Genomic DNA, 26,588 nt, shown 5'->3' on the forward strand with positions numbered 1-26,588 from the left:
ATGCGGCCCGTCACGCGGCCCACCCGCCGGCTTCGGTCTGCACGAAGGCATCCGCACAGGCCTTGGCCAGCGCCCGAACCCGCCCGATATAGGCCTGCCGCTCGGTCACGGAGATAACACCCCGCGCGTCGAGCAGGTTGAACAGGTGGCTGGCCTTGATGCACTGGTCATAGGCCGGGTGGGCCATGATGATGCGCTTGCCGGTCTTTGGGTCTTCTGCCGGCGCGTCGAGAAGCCGGGCGCATTCCGCCTCGGCATCCTCAAAATGCCGCAAAAGCGCCTCGGTGCTGGCCGCATCGAAGTTGTGGCGCGAGTATTCTTCCTCGGTCTGCCGGAACACGTCGCCGTATTTCAGCGGGATCGGAGATTGCGGATCGTTGAACGGCATCTCCATGACGTGATCGACGCCCAGCACATACATCGCCAGACGCTCCAACCCGTAGGTCAGCTCGCCCGAGACCGGGTGGCAGTCGTGCCCGCCGACCTGCTGGAAATAGGTGAACTGGCTCACCTCCATGCCGTCACACCAGACCTCCCAGCCAAGGCCCCAAGCGCCGAGCGTCGGGCTTTCCCAATCGTCCTCGACAAAGCGGATGTCGTGCATCGCGGCATCGATCCCGATGGCCTTGAGCGATCCGAGGTAGAGGTCTTGCAGGTCCGGCGGCGACGGTTTGATGATCACCTGATATTGGTAATAGTGCTGCAAACGGTTCGGGTTTTCACCGTAGCGCCCATCCGTCGGTCGACGCGAAGGCTGCACATAGGCCGCGGCCCAGGCCTTTGTGCCCAAGGCACGAAGCGTCGTCGCCGGGTGGAACGTCCCCGCGCCGACCTCCATGTCGTAAGGCTGAAGGACAGCGCAACCGCGAGCCGCCCAGTAGGACTGAAGCCTGAGGATGATCTCTTGAAAGCTGCGCGGCGCGTCGGACATGCGGATACCTTGGTTTGATTGCCAACGCTCCATATTGCGGGGGGCGGTCCGGGTCAATTGCGCCACGGCAAGAGGATTCCCGTCGAGCACGGAATTTTTACTGCTGCGCCAAGGTGAAATCCTGCTAAGTTCGCCGCTGATATTGATTTCTTGCGGGATGACAGCGTGGTGAGACAGGGATTGCGGCGGGCGCTTGGAGGGTTGATGCTCTCGGCGTTCTTTACGGGTGCAGGTTGGGCACAGGAAAATGGCGTTTGGGTGCAGGTCGAGGCCCAGCCCACTCTGTCTCGTGCAACGGACCGTGCGCGGGCCTATGCGAGTGAGCTGGAGAATGTGAACGGCTATGCGTTGGGCTCTGGCTGGTATGCCGTCGCGCTGGGGCCATACAGTTCCGCCGATGCCCAGACCCTGCTGACCCAGCTTCGCCGGAACCGGACGATCCCGTCTGACAGCTATATCGTGGACGGCGGTCAATTCCGCACACAGTTCTGGCCTATCGGAGTGGGCGCGGCCACCACGCCGCAGCCCCTGCCCGGCACCGCAGAGACGCCGGACGTCGACGTTTCGACCCTTGCCTCGGCAGACGAAGTTAGCACGCCGGAACAAGAGGTTGTCGTGATCGCGCAGCCGGACGAGACGGTGCGCGAGGCCCGTCAGAGCGAGGCCGAGCTCGATCGTTCTGAGAAAGAGCTCTTGCAGATCGCGCTGCAATGGGCCGGGTTCTATACCGCTGCGATTGACGGCTCCTTCGGGCGCGGGACGCGGGGGGCGATGTCGGATTGGCAAGCCGCCAACAACTTCGAGCCCACCGGCGTGCTGACGACGCTCCAGCGTCGGGTTCTCATCGACGCCTACAACGCGGTGCTGGACGGAATGGACCTTCAACTGGTGCGCGATGAGGCTACCGGCATCGAGATGCAGATCCCCACAGGCGTGGTCGCCTTTGCCGCCTATGCCCCGCCTTTCGCACGGTTCGAAGCCACCGGAGACATCGACGCCACTGTCCTTTTGATCAGCCAACCGGGCGATCAGGACAGGCTCTTTGGTCTGTATGAAATCCTGCAAACACTTGAGGTTATCCCCCCTGAAGGTCCGCGCGAGCGGCGCAATTCCAGCTTTACGCTGGAGGGGATCGACGGCGAGCGGCACAGCTTTATCACTGCCAGCCTCGAGAACGGTGAGATCAAGGGTTATGCCCTGATCTGGCCCGCCGGAGACAGCGAACGCAGGGGCCGTGTTCTGGCCGAGATGCAGGCTTCGTTCACGCGGATCGACGGGGTTCTCGACCCCGGTCTCGCCACCCCCGGTGAGGAGCAGGCGGTGGATCTGGTGTCGGGCCTTGCTGTCCGTAAGCCATTGTTATCACGGTCCGGTTTCTACATCGACGATCGTGGGACGGTGCTGACCACGCTAGAGGCCGTGTCGGGTTGCGGCGAGGTGATCATCGACGGGGCGCATGTGGCCGATGTGGTCCATACCGACGCCGATCTCGGGCTGGCGGTGCTGCGCTCTCAGGACCGCATCGCACCATTGGATGTCGCAGCCTTCCAGACCGGCGTTCCGCGTTTGCAGGCGGCTGTCGCGGTCGCGGGTTATCCCTACGGCGGGCTTCTGGCCTCGCCTGCGGTGACCTTCGGCACGTTGGCCGACATTCGTGGGCTGAACGGCGAAGAAGAGGTCAAACGCCTTGAAATCATGGCCCAAGAGGGCGATGCGGGCGGTCCGGTGCTCGACAATGGCGGCGCTGTTTTGGGGATGTTGATGCCCAAGGAGGCCCGCAGTGGGCAGGTCTTGCCGCCCGAGGTCAGCTATTCTGTCGATGCCGATGAGATCATGGCGTCGCTGGATGCGGCGGGCATCGGGTATCGCACGACCGCCTCGGTGCAGGCAACGACTCCGGAAATGCTGACCCGCGAGGCGGGTGACATCACCGTGCTGGTCAGCTGCTGGGAATAGCGTCGGTATAGCCGCAACCGCCCCAACCACGGCGAATCATAGGTTAACGCCTGCAAGAGCAGGCGAAACCGCACTCGGTCTGCCGTCGGTATCCCGTCGGTATTGCGGAGGTGTCATTTTCGCGCGCCCCCGCTTTAAGCGACCGCGCGCATCGTAAGGCCGGCGGGAACCGACCTTACCAATCCCCTACCCGATATCGGGCGTGACCCGGATCAGGGTCGGCACCTCGGCGGTGAAGGCCCGCTGCACCGCATCGGCCAGGGCGGCGAGGTCGGCGGGCTGTTCGGCGCGCGCGCCATAGGCCTCGGCCAGTTTGCAGAAATCGGGGTTGCGCTGCACCACGGCGTTGGGCGCGATCTGGGCGCGGATCATCCCGGCCTCGATCTCTCCGAGTTTGCCGTTGTCCCACAGGATGATCGGCAGCGGCAGGCCAAGCTCGACGGCGGTGCCCAATTCCTGGATCGTGTATTGAAATCCGTAGTCGCCTGCGATGGCCATCGTGGGCTGCCCCGGCCGCGCCACCGCCCCGCCGATGGCCGCAGGCAGCGCGTAGCCCAGCGTGCCGAAGCCGTAAGGGTGGTGCCAATGGCCGGGACGGTCCATCGGCCAGATCTCTTTCGCCGCGTAGGCAAACTGGGTCATGTCGGAATAGATCATCGTGTCCGCCGGGATCGCCGCACGGAGCGCGTCGGCGACCCGCCCGATCCCGGGCCGCTCGGCGTCGATCTGCGCCCGCATTCGGGCGGTGAACTGGCTGACCTCGGCGGCGGTCCAATCGGTGTTTCCCTCTGCCACGAAGGGGGCGAGGCTGGCAAAGAACAATCCGGCATCACAGGCGATGGAGACATCCTCGCCCGAGCGCCGCGCGAGAATTTCGCCGTCGATGTTGATCCGGATGTGGCGGCAGGTGGCCCCTGTCTTTGTCCGCCAGAGGTCGACTTCGGACAGGTCGGTGCCGACGGAGATCAGCAGATCGGCGGAGGCCAGAACCTCGGCGCTGTCGCCCCGTGCCAGCAGAGCGCCGAAGTGCAGCGGATCGTCATTGACGATGCCGCGTCCGGCGTAGGTCACGAAGGACGCGGCCTGCGCCTTTTTCAGCACCGGGCGGATTGCCTCGGCCGCGGCGGCGGCTCCGCCCCCAAGGATGAACACGGGCCGTCGCGCGGCACCCAGCGCCTCGGCAAAGAGCCTGAGCGCCCCCTCGACGGGGGTGTTCAGGTTGGCGGGCAGAGTCCGGTCCGCGGACCACCCCTGCGGGGCTTGGCCTTCCAGCGCCTTGATCGGCACGGTGAGGTGCTTGGGCCGCGCGCGCCCGGTCTCAAATTCGCCCAAGGCCCGGTCGATCAGGTGATAGGCCGCATCCGCCGTTCGCGCGGTCTCGGACCAGTCGCAGACGGTTCTTGCCGCCCCCTCCTGATCGCGCATCTGGTGAAGTTGCCCGCGCGTCGCGGAGGTTTCGTCGAGGCAGGACGAGATCACCAGCATCGACACGGAATCCGAATAGGCCTGCCCCATCGGGGTCATGATGTTACATAGGCCCGGCCCTGAAATCACATAGCACACCCCGGTTTTCCCGGTGGCCCGGGCATAGCCATCGGCCATGAACCCGGCCCCTTGCTCGTGCCGCGACAGGACGTGGCGCAGCCCTGCTTCTTCGATGCCGCGATACATCTCTTGGTTATGCACGCCGGGCACCCCAAAGATCACCTCGACGCCTCGGTCCTTGAGCATATGGCTGATTTGAGCGCCCAAGGGGCGGGTCTCTCGGGTCATCACGACCTCCAGAATCTTGCGGTGATCAGGACGAGGACGACCATCATTTCCAAGCGGCCCACGAACATCGAGATGCTGAGGATCCATTTGGCCGTGTCGTTCAGCCCGGCGAAATTGCCTGCCGGTCCGATTTCGGTGCCGAGGCCCGGCCCGACGTTGGCCAGAGCCGTCGCCGCCCCGGACACGCTGGTGATGAAATCGAGTCCGGTGAGGCTGAGCAGCACCGACACGATCCCCACCGAGACGATGAACACCACGAAGAAGGCCATCACGGAATTCATGACGTCGCCGCTGACCACCCGGCCCTCATATCGCGGCTGAAAGATCCCCGACGGCGAGTGCAACTGCCGCACCTGCGCCCCAATGGAGGCGAAGAGGATCTGGTAGCGGAACACCTTGACCGAGCAGGCGGTAGAGCCCGCACAGCCCCCGATCAGCCCGATGAAGAAGAACATCGCCACGCAGAACGGCCCCCAGAGCATGTAGTCGGCGCTGGCATAGCCCGTCCCCGACATGATCGAGACGACGTTGAACAGCGCCTCGCGGAAGGCGATTTCGGAGAAGCCGTGGATCGTGTTGGCCAGCGAGAACGAGATCGCCAGCACGCAGACCACGATGGTCATGGCAAAGGCCCGCACCTGCGCGTCCCGCAGCAGCGGCATGTGGCTCCCCCCCAGCATCTGCACGTAGCGCACGAAGGGAAGCGCCGCGAGGAACATGAACAGTGTTCCCACATAGTGCGCCCCGGCCCCGTAGGCCCCGAAGGAGGCGTCGGAGTTGGCGAACCCGCCCGTCGAGATCGTCGTCATCGCGTGGACCGATGCGTCGAAGGGCGTCATCCCGGTGGCCGTGTAGGCCAGTGCGCAGCAGACCGTCAGCGTCACGTAGATCACCGAGATCCGCGAGGCGATCTCGGCCGCCCGTGGCAGGATCTTTCCCATCGTCTCAAAGGCTTCGGATCGGAATACCTGCATCCCGCCGACCTTGAGTTCGGGCAGGAACACCATCGCCATGACGATGATGCCGATCCCGCCCAGCCATTGCAGGATCCCCCGCCAGAGCAGCATGCCCTGCGGCAGGTCGTCCAGCCCCGTCAGCACCGTCGCCCCGGTGGTGGTGATCCCCGACATCGCCTCGAAGAAGGCGTCGGTCAGGTTGGAGTCGGTCGCCCCGAGGATAAACGGCAGCGCCCCGAAGGCCGGCAGCGCGATCCAGACCGAGGAGGTGAGCAGGAAGGTCTGCTTGAGCGTCAGCCCCGATTGCACGCCGTTGGCACAAGCCATCGCGATCAGCGTGCCGGTCATGATGGTGATTGCGGCGCTTTCCAGAAACGCGGGCCAATGCCCGTTGCCGGCGGCCAGATCGGCCACAAGTGGCCCCAGCATGGTCAGACCGAGGGTCGCCACCAAGAGGCCGATCACATATCCCACGGGTCGCACGTCCAGCATGGGCCGAGCGTTGGCTTGCCCCGCAGCCCAAGTCAAGGCCCGTTATGGCCCTCTTGGCGCATCTTTGCGCTTCGGGCACGCCAAGACACGAAAGCTCCGTCTTCGCGCCACAATCGGGGCAGATTGTGTCACTATCAGAAACAGCAACCTGACGTGGGACCTATCGTTTCGAGGGGCGCAAGATGAGCCATCCCTATGTGGGAATGCCGCCTGAGGCATTCTGGAAAACCGCTGTCGCAGAGACCGACAGAGAGGCCTTTCCCGGCCTCTATCGCCCTGCGTTTGCCATTACCCATGACACCACCGTCGCCACCGCGGGCAGCTGCTTTGCCCAGCATATCGGCCGCTACCTGCGGATCGCCGGATGCACCGTTCTGGATGCGGAGCCGCCGCCGCGCTCGATGCCCGAGCCTGTGGCGCAACGCTATGGATATTCTCTGTTCTCAGGCCGTTACGGTAATGTCTATACCGCCCGCCAGATGCGCCAGCTGCTTGAAGAGGTCGCGGACGGCAGCGCCGAGCACCGATTTGTGTGGGAAAACGACGGCCGCTATCGCGACGCCTTTCGCCCGACCGTCGAACCCGAGGGCCTCGACAGTGCGGAGGAGGTGATCCTGCACCGCAACTACCATCTCGAGCGCACCAGCCGGATGCTGCAACAGGCGGATGTGTTCGTCTTTACCCTCGGCCTGACCGAAGCCTGGGAAGACCGCGAGACCGGCCGCGTCTTTCCGATCTGCCCCGGAGTGGCCGGCGGCACCTTCGACCCTGATCAGCATGTGTTCCGCAATTTCACCCATGCCGAAATTCTGGCCGATCTCTATGCGATTCAAGCGCAGTTGCGCCGCTTCAACCCCGAGATGAAGCTGCTTGTGACCGTCTCTCCGGTGCCCCTGACGGCGACGGCGACCGGTCAGCATGTGCTGGAGGCGACGAGCTGGTCGAAGGCGACGCTTCGTGCCGCAGCCGGCGAATTCGTGGCCCAAAGCAAGGATGCCGCCTATTTTCCGTCCTACGAGATCGTCACCCATCCGGCCTCTGGCGGACCGTGGTTCGAGCCCAATCTGCGCAGCGTCAAGATCGAGGCCGTGGAAAAGGTCATGGCGATCTTCCTCGAGGCGCATGGCCTGCTGGACGGCGCCCCGGCCGAACCCAGCCAGAGCACCGAGCAGAACGAGGACGACAGCGACAGCGAGGACGATCTGATCTGTGACGATTTGCTGTTGCAGGCCTTTGCCGGATGACCACGCGCCTTTGCCTGATCGGGAATTCGCATCTGGTCGCATTGCAGGAGGCATTGGCGGCAAGGCCGGACCATTGGCCGCTTGATTGCACCTTCGTGCCGTTTCGCGGCACCGCGGCCCGCGACACCGAAATCGTGAACGGCATTCTGCGCCCCACCAGCGACGAAGCCCGCGCCCAGATGCGCCAGCGCACTGGAGCCGAGGAGGTCGATCTGACCGTCTATGACGCGATTGCCGTGGTCGGGTTCGGCCTCAAGCAGCAACACGCCCAAACGGTCTGGAAAGACGCCCGCTGGCCCGGACTGCCGTCGTTGGAGCGCCAGGACGATCTTGCCTCCATGCGCCCGACGATGATCTCGCGCCGCGCCGCCGAGGCGGGGTTGAGCGGCTATTTGCAGAGCCTCACCGGATTTGACGTGGCTGCCCGGGTCGCCGCCGCGATGGACTGCCCCGTCTATGTCATCGGCCAGCCCCGGCTGCACGCCCGCGCCTGCCATCATCCGATGGGCCAGTTCTTTGGCCTGTCGCGCGCGATCAAGATGGGCGACGCCGCCGAGATCTCGGACCTGTACGAGACCGCGAGTGCCGCGGCCGCCGGGTCCACGGGGGTCAGCGTGCTGCCGCAACCGCGCGAAACCATCGTCGATCATATCCTGACCGATCCGCCCTATATGGCGGGCTCTGCCCGGATCCGTGGCGAGCACGGCGAGACCGAGCGCGACGACTTCAAGCATCCCAATGCAGCCTATGGCGCGTTGATGCTGGATCAACTGGCCAGCGTGGTGGCCCGATGAGCCTGCGCGTCTGCTTTTTCGGCAATTCCCATATCGCCGCCCTGCGCGAAGCATGGCGCGACGATGCCGCCCGCTGGCCCGGTCTGGAGCCGAGCTTTGTCGGGGCGCACAAGGACCTGCTTCTGAAGACCGTGCATCGCAATGGCCGCCTCGTGCCGTCGGGCAATGCGACGGCGGATGCGTTTCGCCGCCTCGGCGGGGTAGAGGACGTGGATCTGGGCGCGTTCGACGCCTTTGTCGTGACCGGCTGCCTGATCTCCGTGGCGACCGCCGCCAATACCTACCGCGATTGCCGCTGGGTCGGATTGCCGTCGCTGGAGGCCAAACACGATCTGGCCGCTGGCCCGGAGCGTTTGCTGTCCTATGCCGCCGCCCGTGCCTCGATGCAGGCGGCGATGGCCACCCGGCTGGGCCCGAAGTTCGTCACCCATCTGCGTGCCATGACCGACAAGCCGATCCTGCTGACCAGCCAACCCCGTGTGAGCGCCGCGATCAAGGCCAAGCGCCGGTCCGTGACCCGTGCCCACCATACCGCCCTGTCCAATGGCGATGCCGAAGGGTTGAGCGCGATTTTCGAGGATGCCGCCGCCCGCGTGATCGCGGAGTGCGGCGCCCGCTTCGTGCCCCAGCCCGCGCCCACGATCGAGGATCACATTCTGACCGCCCTGCCCTATATGAATGGCGCCAAACGCCTTACCGCGCGGGGCAATCTGCCGCAGCCCAAGGACGACATCATGCATGCCAACGCCGCCTATGGGGCGCTGGTCATCGATCAGGTGGTCTCCACCCTGGGCGATAAGGGCAGCGCCTAGTGGGCGCGTCTTGGGGCTCTGCCCCAAACCCCGGGATATTTTTGACCCAAAGAAGGTGCCGGGGTGCGCGGTTTAGCCGACGTGGTAGAGCGAGTTGAACAGCCGGGGATCGAGGCTTTCTGCGGCGAAGGTCGGCCCTTCGGTCAGCAGGCTGACCGCGTCGTGGCTGTGCAGGCTTTCCTGATGGCTGGCCAGCACCCGGAAATCGCCGATCCGGGGGTCTTTTTGCAATTGCTCGCAGAAAAGTCGCGCCGCGTCTTCGACGAAGATCGGGTTGGCGGCGTTGAGTTCGGCAAAGGCTTGTTCGTCCTCGCGCTTGACCATCACCTGCGTTTCCGTCGGCACGGCCGCACGCGCCATGTCGATCACGTCTTCGAACCAGAGGCAGGGCGCGGTGTCGTCGAGCACCATGGAGAGCCGCGCCACCGACCGCTGCGAGTGCGGCGTGGCCAGTTGCCCCCGGAATTGCCGGGCGTGTTCGCTGAGTTCCAGCGAGCAGGGGCAGGTCGAGGAATAGACGTAGTCGAGATGCACGATCTTTTTGCGCACGCCGTCCCGTTCGATCAGCTCCAGCGCGATATCGTAATATTGGAAGCCTGACAGGCCGGAGCGCAGAGACGCGACCTTCATCGGGAAGGAGAACCGCATTTGAATCCGCGCATCGAAGCTTTCCAGATCGGCCTTGTAGGCGTCGAGCGCCCGTTCGATCACCGCGAAGCTGAAAGTCTCTTCGGCGTGTTTGTAGAAGGACCGCATGATCCGGGACATGTTGATGCCCTTCTTTTCCGCCTCGAGGCTGACCGTTCCGGTCACCGAGGTTTCGAGAGTCAGATCGCCGTTGTCGCGGGTATGGAACCTTATCGGCAGTCGGAAGTTACTTATACCTACGTGCTGGATTTGTTGACGGGCGCCTTTGATCAAGCTGGACGGCCCGTTCTGCAAATCGGGCATGGAGGCTTTGTAGGCCTCGTCGACGGTGAAGTCTTCGGGGTAGGCGCGGGCCATGGCAGGGTAGTTGGACACGTCCTGACCGGGGATCAGCCGCGAGACGACGGGGTCGAGCGTCGCTACCTCTTCCGGTGTGACGTCGATGGCCCAGCGCCGCAGAAGCGCGAGTGCCGCTTCGGCCTCGGCCCGTGTCGGGTCGCGGTCCATGTCGGGTGAATGGATGTTCATCAATCGGCCCCCTCCGGTCGGTCGTGTGATCCGATATATGGGCCGATGTTACACCATTTCCAATCGCGGCGCGATTTTAGTTGGTTTTGCGGCCTGGTATCACGGCGCCGTGACTGGTGGAGCCGTGACCGTCAGACCTCGACGTCCCTGGTCACCGGCAACACCCTTGGGCGCTGCCGGCAGTTCGCTCGTCCGGCCTCAGAGTGTGCCGATGGCCGAGGTGAGGTCGCCTATCAGGTCTTCGGTGCCTTCGAGACCGACCGACAGCCGGATCAGCCCGGGCGTGATCCCAAGCGCCGCCTTCTGCTCGTCGGGCAGCCGTTGGTGCGTGGTGGTCGCAGGGTGCGTCGCGATGGATTTTGCGTCGCCCAGGTTGTTGGAAATGATGATGATTTCCAGCGCGTTGAGCAGCTTGAAGGCGCGCTCCTGCGAGCCTGCGTCAAAGGCCAGAACGGTGCCGCCCTGCCCGTTCATCTGTGCCATTGCCAGCGCGTGCTGCTTGTGACCGGCCAATCCGGGGTAGATCACGTTGCTGAGGGCGGATTGCGTGCTGAGCGCCTCGGCGATGAGCTTGGCGGAGGTGGTTTGCGCCCGCACCCGAAGCTCCATCGTCTCCAACCCTTTGAGCATCAGCCACGCGTTGAAGGGAGAAAGTGCGGCGCCGGTGTGCTTGAGGTAGGGCTCCACCGTTTTGCGAATGAACTCTTGCGTGCCGAGAATCACGCCGCCCAGCGCCCGGCCCTGACCGTCGATATGCTTGGTGGCGGAGTAGACCACCACGTCGGCCCCTTGCGCTATGGCGTCGGACCAGACCGGCGTGGCAAAGACGTTGTCGACGATCACCGTGGCACCGACCGCGTGGGCCAGGGCGGAGACGGCGCGGATGTCGATGATTTCGAGCGTCGGGTTCGACATGCTTTCGAAGAACACCGCCTTGGTGTCGGGCCGGATCGCGGCCTCCCACTGGCCAAGATCGGTGCCGTCGACGAAGGTCACCTCGACGCCGAAGCGGGTCAGCACCTCTTCGAGGATATAGAGACACGATCCGAACAGCGCCCGCGACGAGACGACGTGATCGCCCGCCTTGAGCATCGAGGTCAGCGCCCCGTTGACCGCCGCCATGCCGGAGGCGGTGGCGAAGGCGTCTTCGGCCCCTTCGAGGGCGGCGATCCGTTCTTCGAACATGGCCACGGTCGGGTTGCCGTAGCGGGCATAGATGAATTCGTCGTCGCCGGCCTTGAGGAACCGCGCTTCGGCGGCCTCGGCGGTGTCGTAGACGAAGCCCTGCGTCATGAAGATCGCCTCGGAGACTTCGTTATACTGGCTGCGACGTGTGCCGCCGTGGACTGCGCGGGTGCGTTTCGATGTGCTCGTCATGTCTTTGTCCTCTGGCGGGTGGGGGCCTCCCGCCAATAAAAAACCCCGACACCGGAAAGGTATCGGGGCTTGCGCACCCTAGACCCTCTTTAGCGGCTTTGGTTCGGGCGTCTCATAAAGACACCGCTGGTGGCCCGCAATCCGGAAACAAATCGCCACGCGCCGCTTGGATAGACCCGGCGTGCCGTTGCGTCAAGACCGCCCCGGCCCTGACACCCTCTTTGCCCACCGTCACGCAGCTGTCACCCCACGTTCATCCCGGCGTTGCATCCATGTTCTATCGCACCCCCGAGATATGGCAGGTCTGGCATGAGTGTTTTGGCAGTATCGCAGAGCGCCCTGCCCTCGTCAGAGGCGCTGGCAGCGATGCTGGACCGCCTGCCCGAAGCCGCCCCGGTCGTCGTCCTCATTCACGGCTATCGCTATGCCCCCGGTGTGCCCGGCCATGATCCGCACGACTTGATCCTGTCGCCGGATGTCCGCGATCCGAGGCGCCGGATCATCAGCTGGCCCCGCCATTTGCGCCTGTTGGGCGACGACACTCTCGCGGTGGCCTTTGGCTGGAACGCGCGGGGCGGCATATGGGGCGCCTATCGCCGGGCGGGCGTGGCGGGACGCGATCTGGCGGAGGTGATCGCCCGCATCAAGGCCGTCGCGCCGGATCGTCCGATCCATGTCCTTGCCCATTCGCTGGGCGCACGGGTGGCGTTGGCCACCCTGCCCCATTGTCCACGAGGTTCGGTGCAGCGGGTCATCCTGATTGCCGGTGCCGCCTTCCGCGCCGAGGCGGCGGCGGTGATGGCCTCAGACACAGGTGCGCGACCCGAAGTCCTGCATGTGCGCGGCCCCGAGAACACCTTTTTCGAGGCGCTGTTGCGCGCGGCCTTTCCCTGGGCCGGCCCGAGCCTCGGCGCGGGATTGCCGGGGGTCGCCGGTTGGGTCGATCTGGCGCTGGACAGGCCGGGCGTGCTGCCGAGCCTGGCCCGGTTGGGCCACCGCATCGCACCGCATCGTGCCCGGATATGCCATTGGTCGGGCTATACCAGACCGGGCATATTCGGGCTGTATCGCGCGGTCTTGTCGGGGCGGGTGCCGATGGCCGCGCTGGCCCGTGCGGGCGTGCCGCCTGCAGCGCCCCGTCCGATCCGGCCTCGCAGACGGGCAGGTCAGACCGTCCGCTGATCGCCCGCTGATCCCCAGTTGGTCGGATTCTTTTGACAATCGACGTGTGTGATATGACATTCCGGTCATGTCCGACGTCTTTACCCCGAATGTCTTGATCGTGCTGGCAGGCCTGTCTTTCGTGTCAGGCTATCTGGTGATCGATCAGAGGGTGCTGCGGGTGCTGCTGCTGATCGGGTCGGCGCTGTATATCGGCTATTACGCGACCGTGGCCGATGGCCCTCTTTGGGCGGCGATCTATACCAGTCTGATCATGGTGGCGGCCAATCTCATCGGGCTGTCGATCCTGTTGTTGCAGGGGGTCCGCTGGATCATTCCGCCGGAATATCGGGCGCTGTATGCGCAGTTTGCCCATCTGCAACCGGGCGATTTTCGCAGCGTGGTGCGCACCGCCCGCCGCGTCACCCTGCGCCGCGACACGCAGTTGACGATCGAAGGCCAGCCGGTGACCGAGGTTTATCTGGTGCTGAGCGGTCGCACCCGCGTCAGCAAGGGCGCCGAGGAGTTCGAGCTTCCGGCGGGCGTGTTCGTCGGCGAGGTGGCCTATCTGCTGGAGACCCCCGCCTCGGCCAGCACGGTGATCGAGGCAGGCGGCGAAGTGCTTGTCTGGCCCATCGACGTGCTCCGCGACCGATCCGCCCGCAAGCCCCGGTTCAAACTGGCGCTGGAGGCGATGATTTCACGGGATCTGGCCCGCAAGGTGGCGCTGGCCGTGGCCCCGGCCCATCTGCGACAGCGCCTCTAGGCCTCTTCTTTCGGCTCTTCGATCAGGTATTTCTGAAGGGCCACGATCTGGACCCACAGAAACAGGAACAGCGCCGCCGGGAAGGCGAAGGTTTCGAGCTTGACCCAGAGGTCGGTCGATTGCGTCCGCCAGATCACCTCGTTGGCGATGGCAAGCCCTGCAAACATCATGGTCAGCCGCCGGGTCAGGATCATCCAGCCCTCCGGCTCCATCGGGAGCAATTCGCCCATGATCCATTGCAGGTAGCTGCGCCCCTGCAACAGCCCGATCCCGAGGATCGCCGCAAAGCAGCCATAGACGATGGTGGTCTTCATCTTGAAGAACCGCTCGTCGTTGAACCATGCCGTCAGCCCGCCGAAGAAGATCACCATGAAGGCGGTGAAGATCTGCATCCGGCTGAGCTTGCCGGTCATCGCCCAGAGAATCCCCATGGCGATCAGAAGGATCGGCACAAAGATCAGCGTGGCCACGATAAATCCGGAATATTCCGTCTCGCCCCAGAGAAAGGTTTCGTCCCGTATCCGCAGATAGAGAAGAAAGAAAACAAGCGTCGGCCCCAGTTCGAGGACCTGCTTGACGAAGGGATTGATGCTGCGCTCTGCCATGCGGCGGTTTTAGGGGGGATGTCGGTCGGTGGAAATAGCCAATTTCAACGCCTCGATCCCGCGACGGCCGGCCATATAAGACTTTTCTTATGAACCACCCCGCCCTATCATAAGGAATGCCTTATGAGAATCAGTTCGCGGCCTTGTCCCACCCCCTGCGCCAGCAGATCCTGAACCGGTTGGAGACACATCCCGCCTCGGTGCGTGAACTGACCGATCAGCTGGCGGCTTCGCAGCCGGTAGTGTCGCAGCACCTCAAGGTCTTGCGCGAGGCCGGTCTGATCAGCGCCACCCCTGCGGGCATGAAGCGGATCTATCGCATCGAACCAGGGCAGCTGGCCGAACTGCGCAGCTATCTGGAGCGTCACTGGCTGAACGCGCTTACCGATCTGGCCCCCGAGGACAGTGCCGTTGATGGTGCCGATGATTGAGCCCATCGAGATCACGACGGTGCTGAACACCACGCCGGAGGCGGCCTTTCGCGCCTTTACCGCCAATGTGGCCGCGTGGTGGCCGGTGGCCACCCACTCCATCGCGGGCGGGCGCGTCTCGATCGAGCCCGGCGTCGGCGGCAGGATCATGGAAACCCCGGAGACCGGACCGCCCAATATTTGGGGCAGGATCACAGAGTGGACCGAATTCAGCCGCATCCGCTTTACGTGGTATGTTGGCGAAGGGCCGGACAACGGCACCGATGTTTTGATCGAGTTTCTGCCGACGGATGACGGGCGGATCGGCGTGACCCTGATCCATTCCGGCTGGGAACATCTTGCCCCCACCGCGCTGACCCGGCACGGCAACTACACCGCCGGTTGGACCAAGATCCTGTCGCACAGCTATGCCGCCTATGTCGCCCGCACCTGCCCCCCTGTTCTGCCTCACCCCTAGGAGCCTATGTCATGTCCGAACTTGTTATCCTTGGCCTGCCACCGAGCAGCTATGTCCGCACCGCCCTGATGGTTTGCGAGAACAAGGGCGTGAACGTCCGGCTCCAGATGGTGAACTTTCGCGACCCGGACTACCGCCAGCACCATCCCTTTGCCCGGATGCCGGTGCTGCAACATGGCGACGTGACGCTTTATGAGGCGCTGGCGATCGCGGTCTATATCGACGAGGCGTTCGAGGGGCCGTCCCTGCAGCCGACCACCCCCGTGGACCGTGCCCGGATGATGCAGTGGATCAGCGTGATCAACGAATATGTCTATGAAAGCGTCGTTCGCTCCTGTGTCTCGGAGCGGGTGATCAAGCCGATGCGCAGCCTCGCCCCGGACGAGGCGGTGATCGAGGCCGCCCTGCCCGAGATCGTCCGCTGTCTGGACGTGCTGGCCGATGCTCTGGCCGAGGGGCCCTATCTCTGCGGCGAACAACTGACCCTGGCCGATCTGTTTCTGGCCCCGATCATGGCCTATTTCTCGATCACGCCCGAAGGCCGGACGATGCTGCCGGACCGCCCCGCCCTAGGGGCGTGGATGAGCCGGATGGAGGACACTCCGAATTATTTCAAAGTGAATTTCATGAGCACCGACTGAGCTGGCACGGACTGGACCCGGGCTGCCTAGCCGAATTCGACGATCACCGCGCCGAGCGCGATCAGGCTCATCAGGATCAGCCTGCGCGGACCGACCTTTTCGCCGAGGATGAACCAGCCGATCAGCGCGGCAAAGACGGTCGAGGTTTCGCGCAGCACCGCCGCCTCCCCGACCTTGTCGAGGAAGGTGGCGAGCATGACCCCGCCAAAACTGACCCATGCAATGACCCCGCCGATCAGCCCGCGCAGCAGCAGCGGCCACGGTCGCGGGGGATTGGCCATGCGTCGATACCGCCAATAGGCGATCCCCGGGAAGTCCAACGCGGTCACGAAGAAGAACCATGCCAGAAAGGTGAACGGATTCGGCGATTGCCGGATCCCCCAGGCGTCGTAGGTGGTGTAGAGCGCCACCATCAGCCCGCCCGCCACCGCCCAAGCCAGCCCGATCCTGAGCGCCCGGGGGTCGATGGTTTCTTCGGTCAGGTTCCGCAGCGCGAGGAGCAGGATCGCGCCCGACAGCACCGCCACCCCGAGCCATTGTGTTGCGGTGAAATGTTCGTGAAAGATCACGCTGGCCGCGGCCACGGTGACCACCGGCCCTGTCCCCCTCACGACCGGGTAGACCACCGTGTAGGCCGCCCGCTCGTAGGCCAGCGCCATGGTGAGCTTGTAGCCGAAATGGATGACGAGCGCGCCGAGCAGGATCAGTGCGGTCTGCCCGCTGGGCCACGGCACAAGGAACAGCGCGACCGGAGCCGAGATCAGCACCAGCGAGAAATCGATCGACCCGCGCGTCAACCACGGATCGTGTGCCCCCTTTTGCAGAGCGCCGAAAACCGCATGCGCCAGCGCCGAGACCAGCGCGAAGATCGTCGCATAGAACGCCCCTTCCGGGGTGCCAGCGATGCTGTTGAGCCAGTCGCTCATGCCTGTGCCGATCTAGTGATCGGCAAGGGTGGAGGGGCGCTGCCCCGCGCCTGCGGCGCCCCCGCCGTATTTGGAGCCAAAAGAAGCCTGCGTCATGCGTCGAGGCCGACGAGCGCGTTGGCGAAGTCCTGCGGATCGAAGGGGGCGAGGTCGTCGATTTGCTCTCCGACGCCGATGGCGTGGATCGGCAGACCGAACTTGTCGGCCAGCGCCACCAGAACGCCGCCTTTCGCGGTGCCGTCGAGCTTCGTCATCACAAGCCCGGAGACATCCGCGATCTTGCGGAAGATGTCGACTTGCAGCAGGGCGTTCTGCCCGGTGGTGGCGTCGAGCACGAGAAGGGTGTTGTGCGGGGCGTCGGGGTCTTTCTTGCGGATCACCCGGACGATCTTGGCCAGTTCCTCCATCAGATCCTGCCGGTTTTGCAGCCGCCCCGCCGTGTCGATCAGCAAGAGGTCCGCGCCGTCGGCCTGAGCCTTGGTCATGGCGTCGAAGGCGAGGCTGGCGGGATCGGACCCTTCGGGCGCCGTCAGCACGGGCACGCCGGCCCTGTCGCCCCAGACCTGCAGCTGTTCGACTGCTGCCGCCCGGAAGGTATCGCCCGCCGCGATGACAACCGATTTGCCGGCGGCCCGGAACTGGCTGGCGAGCTTGCCGATTGTCGTCGTCTTGCCGGAGCCGTTGACGCCGACCACCAGCACCACCTGCGGGCTTTTGGGATAGAGCGGCATCGGTTTGGCGACCGGCTCCATGATCCGGGTGATCTCTTTGGCCATAAGCGCCTTGATTTCCGGGACCGAGAGCCGCTTGCCGAAGTTCCCTTCGGCCATGTTGGCCGTGACCCGGAGCGCTGTGTCCACGCCCATGTCCGCGCCGATGAGCAGCTCCTCGAGCTGTTCGAGCATCGCGTCGTCGAGCGTCCGCCGCGGGATATCGGAGGCGCTGCGCCCCAGAAGCCGCCCCATGAGACCGGGCCGGGCGGGCTCGGGAGCCGGTGCGGCTGGCTCAGGGATCGGTGCGAGGGTCGGTTCGGGGGTCGGCTCGGGGGTCGGCTCGGGCGCTGGCTTGGCCGCGGGCGCAGGCGCCGGTGCAGGGTCCGGCTTGGCGGCTGGCGTCGGAGTGGGTTCGGGTGCGGGCTCTGGCTCGGGTTCCGGTTCTGGTTTTGGAGCCGGTTCCGGGGCCGGTTCTGCCACGGGGTCCGGGGCGGGCCGTGGCGCGGGCTCCGGGGCCGGTGCAGGCTCGGGTGCCGCCTCGACGGCGGGCTCAGAAGGTGCCGTTTGTGCGGCATCTTCGGCGGGCGCCGCGTCGGTAGAGACGTCTTCGGGCGCGGCCTCTTCGACAATCGCCTCGAGCCCTTCGTCCAGTTTGGACGACGACCTGAACATCCGATCCTTCATTTTCTTGAAAAAGGACATTGCCCCCCCGTTTTCCGGCCCAATGTGACAGCTAACGACCTAAACCCGGTTGCGACAATTTGAAAGGGCATGTTGCTCTGCGCCCTTCTGACGCCATAGTTTTTGGGCTAGAGTGACCCGTTCCCGAACCGCAGCCGAGCGCCATGCCCCGCCAGATGATCCTGTTTGCCATCGCGACCCTGTTGCCCGTGCCGATGATCGCGGCGGCGGCCATATTGGGTGGCGGATGGGTGCTGCTGGCACTGGCCTATCTGACGCTATTCACGGCGACGCTGGACGAGGTGGTCCGCCGCGTCGTGCCGGCCACGGAGGGGGTCGAATTCCCGGCGGCGGCCGGCTTGTCGATCACCTTGGCCGGGCTGCATTTCGCGTTGATGGCGCTGGTCGTGTCCGTGATCGCGCTGAGCGACGGATTGGGCAGTTGGGAGAAGGCGGGGCTCTTCGCCGCCGCCGGGCTGTTCTTTGGTCAGGTCAGCAATTCCAATGCCCACGAGTTGATCCACGCCCGCGACCGCCTGCGCCATCGATTGGGCATGTGGGTCTATATTTCAATGCTTTACGGCCACCACACATCGGCCCACCCGCTCGTGCACCATGTCCGTGTGGCGACACGCGCGGACCCCGCGACCTCGCGCCGGGGGGAGAGCTTTTACCGCTATGTCGGTCGTGCGTGGCGGGGCGGATTTCGGCAAGGGCTGGCCGCCGAGACCGCCCGGATCGAGCGGGCCCGACTGCCGCGATGGCGGCATCCCTACGCCCTGTATGTCGGCGGCGCTCTGGCGATCGGCCTCGCCGTCCTGTGGCTGACCGGGCTCAAGGGGCTGCTGGTGTGGATCGGCCTTGCGGGCTATGCGCAGGCGCAGCTGTTGATGTCGGACTACGTGCAGCATTACGGGCTGATCCGCGCCACGGACGCCAAGGGAAAGCCGGTGCCGACCGGACCCGCCCATAGCTGGAACAGCCCGCATCTGTGGTCTTCTGCCTTGATGCTGAACGCGCCACGACATTCGGATCATCACGCCAGCCCGGCCCGGCCCTATCCCGCGCTGCGACTGGACGACGATCTGCCGATGCTGCCGCGCAGCCTGCCGGTCATGTCCTGTCTGGCGCTGCATCCAAGGCGGTGGCGCAAGGTGATGGACCCGTTGGCCGACGCGTGGAGCGGTCGCACCTAGATGCCGCCCTCGCACTTGTGGCGCGGGTCGGGATGTGAGTTTTCTGGCCAAGATGAAGTCAGAGCAGCGTGCCCTGCTCGGGGGGCGGTGTCTTTGGCTTTTTCGGTGACTTTGGTCCGAGGCTCAGACGACCATCCTTGAATTCGATCTCGAGCGATTGCGCGGCGCCGGCGGCGACCTTGTCGGTGACGACCTGACCATCGCCCCGCACGATGGCATAGCCGCGCGCGAGAGTTGCCTTGTAGCCCAAGGTGCTGCGCAACCTGTCGAGGCTGATCAGCCTGTCGCGTTGCCGTTCGATCCGGGTGAGCACGAGGGCTGGCTGGAGCCGGCTCGCCCGTTGGGTGAAGGTTTCCGACCGGTCTCTCAGCGTGCGGGTGAGTGCGGGGGTAAGCCGTGCGGCAAGGCTGTCCGCCCGCCGTCGTTCATCGGCCACCGAGCGCCGGAGCGCGCCGGGACGCAGCGAGAGATCCGCCAGCCTGAGCGCCTTTTTCGCCGTCGCTTCGCGCAGCGCGGATTTGAGCTGTTCGCCAAGGAAATCAAGCCGTTGCCGCGCCGGGGCCAAGAGCCCGTCGGGCTGAGGCAGGGCGCGGGAGAGATCGCTGAGCCGTTGCCGCCGCTGCCGCACCCCCTGCTCGAGCCCGCGGTGAAGCCGCGCGCCGAGACTGTCGGTGGTGGCCAGCAGTTCAAGTCGCACGGGCACCGCTAATTCGGCGGCCGCCGTCGGCGTGGGCGCGCGCTGATCGGAGGCATAGTCGATCAGGGTCGTATCCGTCTCGTGCCCGACGGCCGAGATCAGGGGGATCGCGCTCGCGGCGGCGGCCCGGACGACGATCTCCTCGTTGAAGCCCCAGAGGTCTTCGATAGAGCCCCCCCCACGGGCGACGATGATCAGGTCGGGTCGCGGCAGAGCACCGCCGGGGGTCATCGCGTTGAAGCCTTTGATCGCATTGGCAACTTCGGCAGCGCATTTCGCCCCCTGCACGGCGACCGGCCAGACCAGCACCTTGCGCGGGAACCGATCCCGCAACCGGTGCAGAATATCGCGAATCACGGCGCCGGACGGGGATGTGACCACGCCGATCACTTCGGGCAGGAACGGCAGCGGGCGCTTGCGATCAGCGTCGAATAATCCCTCGGCGGCGAGCGCCTTGCGCCGTTTTTCGAGCATCGCCATCAGCGCCCCGGCCCCCGCGGGCTGGATATCCTCGATGACCATCTGATAGCGCGATTGGCCGGGGAAAGTGGTCAGCCGGCCGGTGGCGATGACCTCCATCCCCTCCTCCGGGCGGTGCGTCAGCTTCGCCGCCTGCCCCTTCCAGATCACCGAGGCGAGCACCGCGCGGTCGTCCTTGAGATCAAGGTAGAGATGCCCCGAGGACGGCCTCGACACCCGCCCCACCTCGCCGCGCACCCGGACGTGGCTGAACTCGCCCTCGATGGTCCGCTTTACCGCGCCCGAGATCTCGGAGACGCTGAATTCGGGTGCGTTTCCGGGGCCGGTGTCTGGGGTGTCCTCGAACAGGTCCATGTTGCGTCCTTGTGCCTTGGCTGCGCGGACTTTAGAACGCCGCTGAGCAAAGGCCAAGCAAGGGGGCGGCATGAATATCCTGATCTTGGGGAGCGGTGGACGCGAACACGCATTGGCGTGGGCCGTGATGCAAAACCCGAAGTGTGACCGGCTGATCGTGGCGCCGGGCAATGCCGGCATCGCAGAGATCGCCGACTGCGCCGCTCTCGACATCCTGGACGGAGACGCGGTGGTCGGGTTCGCCTCGGAAAACGCCATCGATCTGGTAATCGTGGGGCCGGAAGCACCGCTGGAGGCCGGCGTTTCCGATGCATGTCGAGCAGCAGGGCTTGTGGTTTTCGGACCTTCTGCGGCTGCGGCGCAACTTGAAACGTCGAAAACCTTCACAAAAACGATCTGCGATGCGGCCAACGCACCGACAGCGGCTTGGGCGCGGTTTACCGAAGCAGGCCCTGCCCATGACTACGTGACGGCGCAAGGCGCCCCGATCGTCATCAAGGCCGACGGTCTTGCGGCGGGCAAGGGCGTCATCGTCGCGATGGAAGAGGCCGAGGCCCACGCCGCGATCGACGACATGCTAGGCGGCGCGTTTGGCGCCGCGGGCGCGTCGGTGGTGATCGAAGAGTTTATGGACGGCGAAGAGGCCTCCTTCTTTGTGCTGGTGGACGGCGAGACGGTGCTTCCCATCGGCACGGCGCAAGACCATAAACGCGCCTTCGACGGCGACGAAGGGCCGAATACGGGCGGCATGGGCGCCTATTCGCCCGCCCCCTGCATGACGGACGCGATCACGCAAATGGCGCTCGACCAGATCATCCGGCCGACCATGGCCGAGATGGCAAGGCAGGGAATGCCCTATCAGGGCGTGCTCTTTGCGGGGCTGATGATCCAGAACGGGCAGCCACGGCTGGTCGAATACAACTGCCGGTTCGGCGATCCGGAATGTCAGACCCTGATGATGCGCCTGGGGGCCCAGGCGCTGGACCTGATCCACGGCTGCGCCGAGGGTCGCCTGGAAGAAATGGCCGTCCATTGGGCCGACGACCACGCCGTCAGCGTGGTGATGGCCGCGAACGGATATCCCGGCGCTTACGAAAAAGGCAGCATCATCAAGGGGCTGAAGGCGCTGCCCGAGACATCGACCGAGATCGTGTTCCACGCAGGCACGACCGAGGTCGACGGCGAGATCACCGCGACAGGCGGCCGGGTTCTGGGCGTGACCGCGCGGGGGGCGACCCTGCAAGAGGCACATGACAAGGCCTACGCCATGGTCGATGCCATCGACTGGCCCGAAGGGTTCTGCCGCCGGGACATCGGCTGGCGGGCGCTCTAGGCGGCACCCGCCGATCCAGAGGATCGGTGGACATAAACGCAAAAGCCGCGCCCGAAGGCGCGGCTTTTTCAATTTGGTAACAGCTGCGGATCAGGCGGCGGCGCGGCCGACCAGAACCGAATCGATTTCCTGAGCAGCGGCCCCTTCGTCGTTGCCTGCGACGGCAGCAATCTCGCGGGTCAGGCGCTCGAGGGCGGCTTCGTAAAGCTGACGCTCGGAATAGCTCTGTTCGCGCTGATCGTCGGCGCGGTGCAGGTCGCGCACGACCTCTGCAATGGCAATCAGATCGCCCGAGTTGATCTTCTGCTCATATTCCTGCGCGCGGCGCGACCACATGGCCTTCTTGACCTTGGCCTTGCCCCGGAGGGTCTTCATCGCATGCGCCACCACGTCCGGAGACGACAAGGACCGCATTCCGACTTCGGTCGCCTTATGCGTCGGCACCCGCAGGGTCATCTTGTCTTTCTCGAACGAGATCACGAACAGCTCGAGGTTCATGCCCGCAACTTCCTGCTCTTCGACATTGACGATCTTGCCAACGCCGTGGGCCGGATACACAACGAAATCGTTGGGGCGAAACTCGTGCTTTTTGGTTTTGCTCATAGTGTCATCCTATATAGCGTGAACCTGATACATCGGCGGAACTGGCCACAAAAAACCCGGCGGAGCCAATGGGGTCCGTCAGGCGCAGCGTGGCAGTCTGATTTACGTAGCAGGCAGAAACATTAGCCCAACCATACCACAAAAAACGCCCCAATAAAAGCATGGCGCGTGGGGTCGGCATAAGAAAGCAGCGTTAACAGACTGTTACCAAACCAGCTCTGGTCATTTGGCGGGCCGAATGCCCGCCGCAGACCGAATCGCTCAGCCGCCTTCGCCGGGGGCCTCGGAGAACAGGTCGATCTTGCCGGACTTGCCGTCCATTTCCTCTGCGTTGGGCAACGGGTCTTTCTTGGTGATGATCACCGGCCACATTTCGGAGTACTTGCGGTTGAACTCGACCCACTTCTCCATGTCCGGCTCGGTATCCGGGCGGATCGCGTCCGCCGGGCATTCCGGTTCGCAGACGCCGCAGTCGATGCACTCGTCGGGATGAATCACCAACATGTTCTCGCCTTCGTAGAAACAGTCCACCGGACAGACTTCGACGCAGTCGGTGTATTTGCAGGCGATACAGTTGTCGTTGACGATATAGGTCATGGGCCGGTCCGATTGTGATCTCGCAGCGTAGCTAATGCAGCCGCCCAGATCATTCAAGCGCAGATGGGTCGTTCTGACGCCGCACCGCGTCGGCGCGCCTGCGATCGCGCCCGGTGGGCCGCCCGCCGCCGTCGTATTTCGGGTTGGCCGCTTGCTTCGCCGGTGCGGGATCCGACATGTCGTCGTAGAGCCCCTGCGCCTCGGGCGCCGGCCCCCTGCGAGTGCCGCAGCCGAGGATTCGCACCACCCGAATGCGTTCGTCCTTGGGGAAGGTCAGCACATCGCCGGCCCCGACTGCCCGCGCGGGCTTGCTGACCGGCGTGCCGTTCACCCGCACCTTGGAGGCGGAGACGATCCCCGCCGCCAGGCTGCGCGTCTTGAAGAACCGTGCCTGCCAGAGCCATTTGTCCAGCCGGATGGTTTCGCGGACCGCTTCGGTCATACGACTTTGGTCATGCGAAGCGGCCGATCACTTCGGTTTGAACCCTGACAGGGCTGCTGCAAACGGGTTGTCCGGATCGATCTGCTTTTCGCGCCGCGGCTTGGCCTCGAAACTCTGCGGCTTGTTCGACGACTTCTCGCCGCGCGGTTTGCCCTTGCCTTTGCCCTTGGGCCGGTCGCCCTTGCCCCGGTTGTCGGCATTGCCCTGCGGCTTGCCCCGGCGCTGGCCCGCGTTCTGTTCGCGCCGTTGCCCGCGCCCGCCCCATGTGAAGGTGTAGAACACCTCCATCTCGGCAGCGGCCTCGGGCGCGGTCGAATAGAGCTCTGCCGGTTCGGCCGGAGCGTCGGGCATCTCGCGCAACGCTTCCGGCGTTTCGGGCGCCGCGTCCATGGTTTCCGGGGCCAGGGCAGGCTCGTCGGTCAGCGCGACCTCGGCCACCAGTTCCGGCGGCGCGTCGACGGGCGTCTCCTGCGGCGTCGGGATCGGCGTTTCGTCGGGGCCGCCCGGCGGCACTTCGGCGGGCGGAATGGCCGGAGCCTCGGCGGGCGCGTCGCCCGGCACTTCGGTTGGCGGCGTCGGCGCGTCGTTCCCCGTTGGGGCCGGCGCGGCAGGAGCCGCCTTCACCTTGGGCCGTTCGCCCTTTTCGGCCTTGTAGCCCAGCCCTTCCATGAGGTGCGAGAATTGCTCCAGCGTCATCCCGGTGATCGACAGCATGTCCGGCGTGGCCTCGAAACCGCCCCGGCTGTCCTTGTCGCGCAGCATGTCGGCCAGCCGCTCCAGCATGTCGATGCGGATCGCCCGCTCGCCTGCGGCCCGGTAGCCGGCCATCGCGAAATAGCCCTGCGGCGCGCCTTTGGCGGCCTGCACCGTCACCACGCCGGGGGGCGGGCTTTCGGGGAATTCGTCTAGGCCCCCAGCCAGCGACCAAAGCACAAGCCGCAACCGCGTTGGCGCGGGTTTCAGCAGGGGCTGCATAAAGATCGTGAACTGGCCAAAGCGGATGCCGTGCTTGCGCAGCTGCCCACGCGCCTCCTGATCGAGCGCCTTGACGTCTTCGGCCACGTCACCGCGTGGGATGATCCCGAAGTTCTCGACCAGCCGGAAAGCAAAGCCCTTGGCCAGCCCGGTCAGCGTCTCGTCCGATTGCAGCGCCAGAAGCGGCTCCATCGCAGCGGCGATCTTGCGGTCGATGAAATGCTGCAGGCGGCGCTGCACTTTGGCGATCACATCGGGACCGGCCTCGTCGTCGACGAAGGCGGCGACCTGCGGCTTGAGCGGATCGGCGCCGGCGACGAGCTTGCCCACCGCGTGATCGCCCCACATCAGGCCGCCTTGCTCGGTGAAATCGATCTCGGTGTCCGGCGAATTATAGAACCGGTCGGCCAGCAAGTGGAACTGCGGCGCCAGCGCCTGAGAGGTGGCCTGACGCAAGGTCTTGGCCTCGTCCGGGCTGCCTGTCTTGTCCGCCCGGAAGCGGAATCCCTCAAGACGCCCAAGGAATTCACCCTCTACCGTCACTTCGCCCTTGTCGTTTACCTCGGCCACGAGGATCTCCTTCTGCTTGAGCCGCCGAGCCAGAACACTGGTCCGCCGGTCCACAAATCTTTGGGTTAGAGCGCCATGAAGCGCATCTGACAGGCGATCTTCTACAGCCCGCGTCGCCTCGCGCCAATGGCTTTCGTCGTTGGTCCAGCCCTTTCGTTGCGCGACATAGGTCCATGTGCGGATATATGCCAATCGCTTCGACAGGGTGTCGATGTCACCGTCCGTGCGGTCGATCCGGGCCAGTTGGGTGGCCAGATAGCTGTCCGGCACCTTGTCGGATTGATGCAGATAGCCATAGATCTGGGTCAGCAGGACGGCATGTTCCGCCCGGCTTATACCACGGAAGTCCGGGATTCGGCAGACATCCCACAACAGCCGGACCGACGGCCCGTCGCTGGCCCGCGCCAGCACCTCGGCATTCTCCGACAGCGCCTTGAGGGCGGCCAGATCGTCGCTTTCGCGCACCCTTGTGAGCCAATCGTTGGTGGTCCGCTCCTCCAGCGTCTGGATCAGGCGGGCCGGTGAGCCGAACTGGAGACGGCTGTTGCGCCACATCAGCCGGGCGACTGGTCGAAACTGGTGGTTCTCTATGGCTTCGATCGTGTCGTCATCGAGCGGGGGCGCCTCACCGGTGACCCCAAACGTGCCAGAGGTGAGGTGCCGCCCGGCTCGCCCTGCGATCTGCGCCAGTTCGTCGGCGGCCAGATGCCGCATCCGGTGCCCGTCGAATTTGATCAGGCTGGAAAACGCCACGTGCTTGATATCGAGGTTCAGCCCCATACCGATGGCGTCCGTCGCCACGAGGTAATCGACCTCGCCGCTTTGATACATCTCGACCTGGGCGTTCCGCGTCCGCGGGCTGAGCGCCCCCATCACCACCGCCGCCCCGCCCTTTTGCCGGCGCAGCAGCTCGGCGATGGCATAGACGCTATCCACCGAAAACCCGACGATCGCCGCCCGTTCCGGCATCCGGCTGATCTTTTTCGACCCGGAATAGCTCAGCGTCGAGAACCGCTCGCGATGCATGAACTGCACCTTGTCGACCAGCGCCGCGATGGCGGGCTTCATCGTGGCCGAGCCGAGGAACAGCGTCTCGAACTGCCCCCGCGCGTGAAGCAGCCTGTCGGTGAACACATGACCCCGCTCGGGATCGGCGCAAAGCTGGATTTCGTCGACGGCGAGGAAATCGCAGCCCATCCCTTCCGGCATCGCCTCGACGGTGCAGACCCAATACTGGGCGCGTGGCGGAACGATTCGCTCCTCTCCCGTGACCAGAGCCACGACGGACGGCCCCCGCAGCTTGACGATCTTGTCATAGACCTCGCGCGCCAGCAGCCGCAGCGGCAGGCCGATCACGCCGGTCCGATAGCCCAGCATCCGTTCGATGGCGTAATGGGTCTTGCCGGTGTTTGTCGGGCCAAGAACGGCCGTGATCCGGGTGTCTTGCAT

The 26,588-nt window shown here is 64.9% G+C and carries 24 protein-coding genes; 11 read left to right on the forward strand and 13 right to left on the reverse strand.

All coding sequences use genetic code 11. From position 1 onward, the window contains the following. Window positions 1-10: 10 nt before the first annotated feature. The gene (locus tag LOM8899_RS13975) at window positions 11-931 is read right to left on the reverse strand and encodes a glycine--tRNA ligase subunit alpha (protein WP_093993011.1); all 921 of its coding nucleotides are present in this window, start codon (window positions 929-931) and stop codon (window positions 11-13) included. A gap of 168 nt (window positions 932-1,099) precedes the next feature. Here LOM8899_RS13975 and LOM8899_RS13980 point away from each other — a divergent pair, with 168 nt between their 5' ends. Beyond that, window positions 1,100-2,887 (forward strand): trypsin-like peptidase domain-containing protein, encoded by a 1,788-nt coding sequence (locus LOM8899_RS13980; protein WP_306456535.1) that lies wholly within the window; start codon window positions 1,100-1,102, stop codon window positions 2,885-2,887. A 186-nt stretch (window positions 2,888-3,073) separates the two neighbouring features. Here the strand turns inward: LOM8899_RS13980 and LOM8899_RS13985 are convergent, their stop codons facing one another. Together LOM8899_RS13985 and LOM8899_RS13990 are read right to left on the reverse strand one after the other, a co-directional pair. Further along, the gene (locus tag LOM8899_RS13985) at window positions 3,074-4,660 is read right to left on the reverse strand and encodes a thiamine pyrophosphate-binding protein (protein WP_093992840.1); all 1,587 of its coding nucleotides are present in this window, start codon (window positions 4,658-4,660) and stop codon (window positions 3,074-3,076) included. Further along, window positions 4,660-6,108, reverse strand: coding sequence for a TrkH family potassium uptake protein (locus LOM8899_RS13990; RefSeq protein WP_093992841.1), 1,449 nt, complete (start codon window positions 6,106-6,108; stop codon window positions 4,660-4,662). The genes LOM8899_RS13985 and LOM8899_RS13990 overlap by 1 nt, the downstream gene beginning before the upstream one ends. Window positions 6,109-6,290: 182 nt before the next feature. Here LOM8899_RS13990 and LOM8899_RS13995 point away from each other — a divergent pair, with 182 nt between their 5' ends. From LOM8899_RS13995 to LOM8899_RS14005, 3 genes are read left to right on the forward strand one after another with little or no spacing between them, the layout of a single operon-like run. Then, entirely contained in the window at window positions 6,291-7,352 is a 1,062-nt protein-coding gene (locus LOM8899_RS13995; RefSeq protein WP_093992842.1) for a GSCFA domain-containing protein, read from the forward strand. After that, window positions 7,349-8,146 carry a hypothetical protein gene (locus tag LOM8899_RS14000; RefSeq protein ID WP_093992843.1) on the forward strand — a complete coding sequence of 266 codons (798 nt, stop codon included), beginning with the start codon at window positions 7,349-7,351 and terminating at the stop codon, window positions 8,144-8,146. Before LOM8899_RS13995 ends, LOM8899_RS14000 begins: the two co-directional genes overlap by 4 nt. Next, window positions 8,143-8,958 carry a hypothetical protein gene (locus LOM8899_RS14005; RefSeq protein ID WP_093992844.1) on the forward strand — a complete coding sequence of 272 codons (816 nt, stop codon included), beginning with the start codon at window positions 8,143-8,145 and terminating at the stop codon, window positions 8,956-8,958. The genes LOM8899_RS14000 and LOM8899_RS14005 overlap by 4 nt, the downstream gene beginning before the upstream one ends. A 72-nt stretch (window positions 8,959-9,030) precedes the next feature. On the opposite strand, the gene folE2 is transcribed toward LOM8899_RS14005, so the two are convergent. Together folE2 and metZ are read right to left on the reverse strand one after the other, a co-directional pair. Next, entirely contained in the window at window positions 9,031-10,134 is a 1,104-nt protein-coding gene (gene folE2 / locus LOM8899_RS14010; RefSeq protein WP_093992845.1) for a GTP cyclohydrolase FolE2, read from the reverse strand. Between the two features lie 198 nt (window positions 10,135-10,332). Next, complete coding sequence (gene metZ, locus LOM8899_RS14015; protein ID WP_093992846.1) at window positions 10,333-11,511, reverse strand: O-succinylhomoserine sulfhydrylase; 1,179 nt, start codon at window positions 11,509-11,511, stop codon at window positions 10,333-10,335. A 309-nt stretch (window positions 11,512-11,820) separates the two neighbouring features. Here metZ and LOM8899_RS14020 point away from each other — a divergent pair, with 309 nt between their 5' ends. Next, window positions 11,821-12,693, forward strand: coding sequence for a serine aminopeptidase domain-containing protein (locus tag LOM8899_RS14020; RefSeq protein WP_093992847.1), 873 nt, complete (start codon window positions 11,821-11,823; stop codon window positions 12,691-12,693). A 67-nt stretch (window positions 12,694-12,760) separates the two neighbouring features. Next, entirely contained in the window at window positions 12,761-13,438 is a 678-nt protein-coding gene (locus LOM8899_RS14025; RefSeq protein WP_093992848.1) for a Crp/Fnr family transcriptional regulator, read from the forward strand. Here LOM8899_RS14025 and LOM8899_RS14030 read toward each other — a convergent pair. Next, entirely contained in the window at window positions 13,435-14,043 is a 609-nt protein-coding gene (locus LOM8899_RS14030; protein WP_093992849.1) for an inner membrane-spanning protein YciB, read from the reverse strand. The two genes, LOM8899_RS14025 and LOM8899_RS14030, sit on opposite strands and share 4 nt — an antisense overlap. A 116-nt stretch (window positions 14,044-14,159) precedes the next feature. Between LOM8899_RS14030 and LOM8899_RS14035 the strand changes: the two genes are divergently transcribed. Genes LOM8899_RS14035 through LOM8899_RS14045 form a run of 3 tightly spaced genes read left to right on the forward strand, consistent with a single transcriptional unit; the run spans window position 14,160 to window position 15,572 of the window. Further along, on the forward strand, window positions 14,160-14,474 hold the full coding sequence (locus LOM8899_RS14035; RefSeq protein ID WP_093992850.1) for an ArsR/SmtB family transcription factor: 315 nt from the start codon (window positions 14,160-14,162) through the stop codon (window positions 14,472-14,474). After that, a complete protein-coding gene (locus tag LOM8899_RS14040; protein WP_093992851.1) occupies window positions 14,458-14,931 on the forward strand; it encodes an SRPBCC domain-containing protein in 474 nt (157 codons plus the stop codon). Before LOM8899_RS14035 ends, LOM8899_RS14040 begins: the two co-directional genes overlap by 17 nt. An 11-nt stretch (window positions 14,932-14,942) precedes the next feature. After that, window positions 14,943-15,572, forward strand: coding sequence for a glutathione S-transferase family protein (locus tag LOM8899_RS14045; RefSeq protein WP_093992852.1), 630 nt, complete (start codon window positions 14,943-14,945; stop codon window positions 15,570-15,572). A gap of 26 nt (window positions 15,573-15,598) precedes the next feature. Here LOM8899_RS14045 and LOM8899_RS14050 read toward each other — a convergent pair whose 3' ends face one another. Continuing rightward, window positions 15,599-16,498, reverse strand: a complete 900-nt coding sequence (locus LOM8899_RS14050; protein ID WP_093992853.1) for an EamA family transporter — start codon at window positions 16,496-16,498, stop codon at window positions 15,599-15,601. Between the two features lie 92 nt (window positions 16,499-16,590). Further along, a complete protein-coding gene (gene ftsY, locus LOM8899_RS14055; protein ID WP_093992854.1) occupies window positions 16,591-17,913 on the reverse strand; it encodes a signal recognition particle-docking protein FtsY in 1,323 nt (440 codons plus the stop codon). 143 nt (window positions 17,914-18,056) lie between these two features. Here ftsY and LOM8899_RS14060 point away from each other — a divergent pair, with 143 nt between their 5' ends. Next, the gene (locus tag LOM8899_RS14060) at window positions 18,057-19,088 is read left to right on the forward strand and encodes an alkane 1-monooxygenase (RefSeq protein ID WP_093992855.1); all 1,032 of its coding nucleotides are present in this window, start codon (window positions 18,057-18,059) and stop codon (window positions 19,086-19,088) included. A 58-nt stretch (window positions 19,089-19,146) separates the two neighbouring features. Here the strand turns inward: LOM8899_RS14060 and xseA are convergent, their stop codons facing one another. Continuing rightward, window positions 19,147-20,619 carry an exodeoxyribonuclease VII large subunit gene (gene xseA / locus LOM8899_RS14065; protein WP_093992856.1) on the reverse strand — a complete coding sequence of 491 codons (1,473 nt, stop codon included), beginning with the start codon at window positions 20,617-20,619 and terminating at the stop codon, window positions 19,147-19,149. A gap of 70 nt (window positions 20,620-20,689) precedes the next feature. On the opposite strand from xseA, the gene purD reads away from it, so the two are divergent. Further along, window positions 20,690-21,952, forward strand: coding sequence for a phosphoribosylamine--glycine ligase (gene purD, locus LOM8899_RS14070; protein WP_093992857.1), 1,263 nt, complete (start codon window positions 20,690-20,692; stop codon window positions 21,950-21,952). A 90-nt stretch (window positions 21,953-22,042) separates the two neighbouring features. Here purD and LOM8899_RS14075 read toward each other — a convergent pair whose 3' ends face one another. The 4 genes from LOM8899_RS14075 to LOM8899_RS14090 form a co-directional block, all read right to left on the reverse strand. Continuing rightward, window positions 22,043-22,555: a CarD family transcriptional regulator gene (locus tag LOM8899_RS14075; protein ID WP_093992858.1), complete on the reverse strand. Its 513-nt coding sequence runs from the start codon at window positions 22,553-22,555 to the stop codon at window positions 22,043-22,045. 261 nt (window positions 22,556-22,816) lie between these two features. Continuing rightward, on the reverse strand, window positions 22,817-23,152 hold the full coding sequence (gene fdxA / locus LOM8899_RS14080) for a ferredoxin FdxA (RefSeq protein ID WP_093992859.1): 336 nt from the start codon (window positions 23,150-23,152) through the stop codon (window positions 22,817-22,819). Between the two features lie 49 nt (window positions 23,153-23,201). Beyond that, window positions 23,202-23,594 (reverse strand): RNA-binding S4 domain-containing protein, encoded by a 393-nt coding sequence (locus LOM8899_RS14085; protein WP_093992860.1) that lies wholly within the window; start codon window positions 23,592-23,594, stop codon window positions 23,202-23,204. Window positions 23,595-23,621: 27 nt separating this feature from the next. Further along, window positions 23,622-26,588: a helicase-related protein gene (locus LOM8899_RS14090; protein WP_093992861.1), complete on the reverse strand. Its 2,967-nt coding sequence runs from the start codon at window positions 26,586-26,588 to the stop codon at window positions 23,622-23,624.

The organism is Flavimaricola marinus, from assembly GCF_900184895.1.
Classification (GTDB): domain Bacteria; phylum Pseudomonadota; class Alphaproteobacteria; order Rhodobacterales; family Rhodobacteraceae; genus Flavimaricola; species Flavimaricola marinus.

What these genes read in the sequence shown, in the direction of transcription:
- LOM8899_RS13975 (WP_093993011.1), bottom strand. Translation starts at nt 931, where the DNA reads ATGTCCGACGCGCCGCGCAGCTTTCAAGAGATCATCCTCAGGCTTCAG.
- LOM8899_RS13985 (WP_093992840.1), bottom strand. Translation starts at nt 4,660, where the DNA reads ATGACCCGAGAGACCCGCCCCTTGGGCGCTCAAATCAGCCATATGCTC.
- LOM8899_RS13990 (WP_093992841.1), bottom strand. Translation starts at nt 6,108, where the DNA reads ATGCTGGACGTGCGACCCGTGGGATATGTGATCGGCCTCTTGGTGGCG.
- LOM8899_RS13995 (WP_093992842.1), top strand. Translation starts at nt 6,291, where the DNA reads ATGAGCCATCCCTATGTGGGAATGCCGCCTGAGGCATTCTGGAAAACC.
- LOM8899_RS14000 (WP_093992843.1), top strand. Translation starts at nt 7,349, where the DNA reads ATGACCACGCGCCTTTGCCTGATCGGGAATTCGCATCTGGTCGCATTG.
- LOM8899_RS14005 (WP_093992844.1), top strand. Translation starts at nt 8,143, where the DNA reads ATGAGCCTGCGCGTCTGCTTTTTCGGCAATTCCCATATCGCCGCCCTG.
- folE2 (WP_093992845.1), bottom strand. Translation starts at nt 10,134, where the DNA reads ATGAACATCCATTCACCCGACATGGACCGCGACCCGACACGGGCCGAG.
- metZ (WP_093992846.1), bottom strand. Translation starts at nt 11,511, where the DNA reads ATGACGAGCACATCGAAACGCACCCGCGCAGTCCACGGCGGCACACGT.
- LOM8899_RS14020 (WP_093992847.1), top strand. Translation starts at nt 11,821, where the DNA reads ATGAGTGTTTTGGCAGTATCGCAGAGCGCCCTGCCCTCGTCAGAGGCG.
- LOM8899_RS14025 (WP_093992848.1), top strand. Translation starts at nt 12,761, where the DNA reads ATGTCCGACGTCTTTACCCCGAATGTCTTGATCGTGCTGGCAGGCCTG.
- LOM8899_RS14030 (WP_093992849.1), bottom strand. Translation starts at nt 14,043, where the DNA reads ATGGCAGAGCGCAGCATCAATCCCTTCGTCAAGCAGGTCCTCGAACTG.
- LOM8899_RS14035 (WP_093992850.1), top strand. Translation starts at nt 14,160, where the DNA reads ATGCCTTATGAGAATCAGTTCGCGGCCTTGTCCCACCCCCTGCGCCAG.
- LOM8899_RS14040 (WP_093992851.1), top strand. Translation starts at nt 14,458, where the DNA reads ATGGTGCCGATGATTGAGCCCATCGAGATCACGACGGTGCTGAACACC.
- LOM8899_RS14045 (WP_093992852.1), top strand. Translation starts at nt 14,943, where the DNA reads ATGTCCGAACTTGTTATCCTTGGCCTGCCACCGAGCAGCTATGTCCGC.
- LOM8899_RS14050 (WP_093992853.1), bottom strand. Translation starts at nt 16,498, where the DNA reads ATGAGCGACTGGCTCAACAGCATCGCTGGCACCCCGGAAGGGGCGTTC.
- ftsY (WP_093992854.1), bottom strand. Translation starts at nt 17,913, where the DNA reads ATGTCCTTTTTCAAGAAAATGAAGGATCGGATGTTCAGGTCGTCGTCC.
- LOM8899_RS14060 (WP_093992855.1), top strand. Translation starts at nt 18,057, where the DNA reads ATGCCCCGCCAGATGATCCTGTTTGCCATCGCGACCCTGTTGCCCGTG.
- xseA (WP_093992856.1), bottom strand. Translation starts at nt 20,619, where the DNA reads ATGGACCTGTTCGAGGACACCCCAGACACCGGCCCCGGAAACGCACCC.
- purD (WP_093992857.1), top strand. Translation starts at nt 20,690, where the DNA reads ATGAATATCCTGATCTTGGGGAGCGGTGGACGCGAACACGCATTGGCG.
- LOM8899_RS14075 (WP_093992858.1), bottom strand. Translation starts at nt 22,555, where the DNA reads ATGAGCAAAACCAAAAAGCACGAGTTTCGCCCCAACGATTTCGTTGTG.
- fdxA (WP_093992859.1), bottom strand. Translation starts at nt 23,152, where the DNA reads ATGACCTATATCGTCAACGACAACTGTATCGCCTGCAAATACACCGAC.
- LOM8899_RS14085 (WP_093992860.1), bottom strand. Translation starts at nt 23,594, where the DNA reads ATGACCGAAGCGGTCCGCGAAACCATCCGGCTGGACAAATGGCTCTGG.
- LOM8899_RS14090 (WP_093992861.1), bottom strand. Translation starts at nt 26,588, where the DNA reads ATGCAAGACACCCGGATCACGGCCGTTCTTGGCCCGACAAACACCGGC.